We start from the raw sequence: 470 nt of genomic DNA, 5'->3' as shown, positions 1-470 counted from the left end.
GTGATGAAACTGCGTTGTCAGGCATCGAGTGGTTAGAACAAATCGGCGCGATTGAACGGGCGTCGGACAATGCGTTCGTGCGTGCTGAATAAGCCACTGTTGCCAGTGCGGACAGGAGTTCAAGATCCCAGACTTTGGTAGCGATTTCAGCGAGCTGTTCGCTCCGTTCTTCGATTTCTGAGACGCCCCATCGCTCTCGATCTTGCAACTCGTGAGTCATCTTGAAATCGGTTCGGTCTTGAGTGTAGTACTGTTGCTTTTTTCCAGCGACCTGTTTGAGGCACGGATATTCGGATCCTCTTCGAGGAGCGTTAGATTCCCAATCCGTTTTTTGAAATCCGCGTGTTCGTCGTCGCTAATGTTGAATGGTTCGAGCCAGAGTTTGGTCAGATTCTTCCCGGGGTGTTCCGGTAGGATGTGCTCGATGTGAACCTGGTAGCGACTCTCGACGACCTCTTTCCCGCCGTGGC

At 52.3% G+C, this 470-nt stretch carries 2 protein-coding genes; both read right to left on the bottom strand.

The features are described from left to right. Positions 1–220 (bottom strand): hypothetical protein (locus tag DVK07_RS24130; protein WP_233565631.1); only part of this gene is annotated, 220 nt, incomplete at its 3' end. After that, positions 217–470: DUF1524 domain-containing protein (locus DVK07_RS21495; protein ID WP_147441334.1), on the bottom strand; the 254-nt coding region annotated here is incomplete at its 5' end. The genes DVK07_RS24130 and DVK07_RS21495, both read right to left, overlap by 4 nt.

The sequence above is a fragment of the Halorubrum sp. Atlit-26R genome, from assembly GCF_003666015.1.
Lineage (GTDB): Archaea > Halobacteriota > Halobacteria > Halobacteriales > Haloferacaceae > Halorubrum.
Note: the sequence above shows the minus strand (reverse complement) of the source record. Positions and strands in the feature narration are given on the sequence as shown.